Genomic DNA, 250 nt, shown 5'->3' with positions numbered 1-250 from the left:
GACGACACTCGTTATAATCCTGCCGCCAGTCATTAATGATTTTCCTTGCGTGAACGATATCGCTGAACCAGTGCTCATTCAGGCATTCATCGCGAAATCGTCCGTTAAAGCTCTCAATAAATCCGTTCTGCGTTGGCTTACCCGGCTGAATTAAGCGCAACTCAACACCATGCTCAAAAGCCCATTGATCCAGTGCGCGGCAAGTGAACTCCGGCCCCTGGTCAGTTCTTATCGTCGCCGGATAGCCTCG

General features: G+C 50.8%; 1 protein-coding gene. It reads right to left on the bottom strand.

Features of this window, described 5'->3' with window-relative positions; genetic code table 11:
* A partial coding sequence (locus tag B4920_RS27255; RefSeq protein WP_139379742.1) for an integrase core domain-containing protein occupies positions 1-250 on the bottom strand: 250 nt, incomplete at both ends.

The sequence above is a fragment of the Zoogloea sp. LCSB751 genome (assembly GCF_002028455.1).
GTDB lineage: Bacteria > Pseudomonadota > Gammaproteobacteria > Burkholderiales > Rhodocyclaceae > Zoogloea.
The sequence above is the reverse complement of the archived record's forward strand: the minus strand, read 5'-3'. Positions and strand labels throughout refer to the sequence as shown.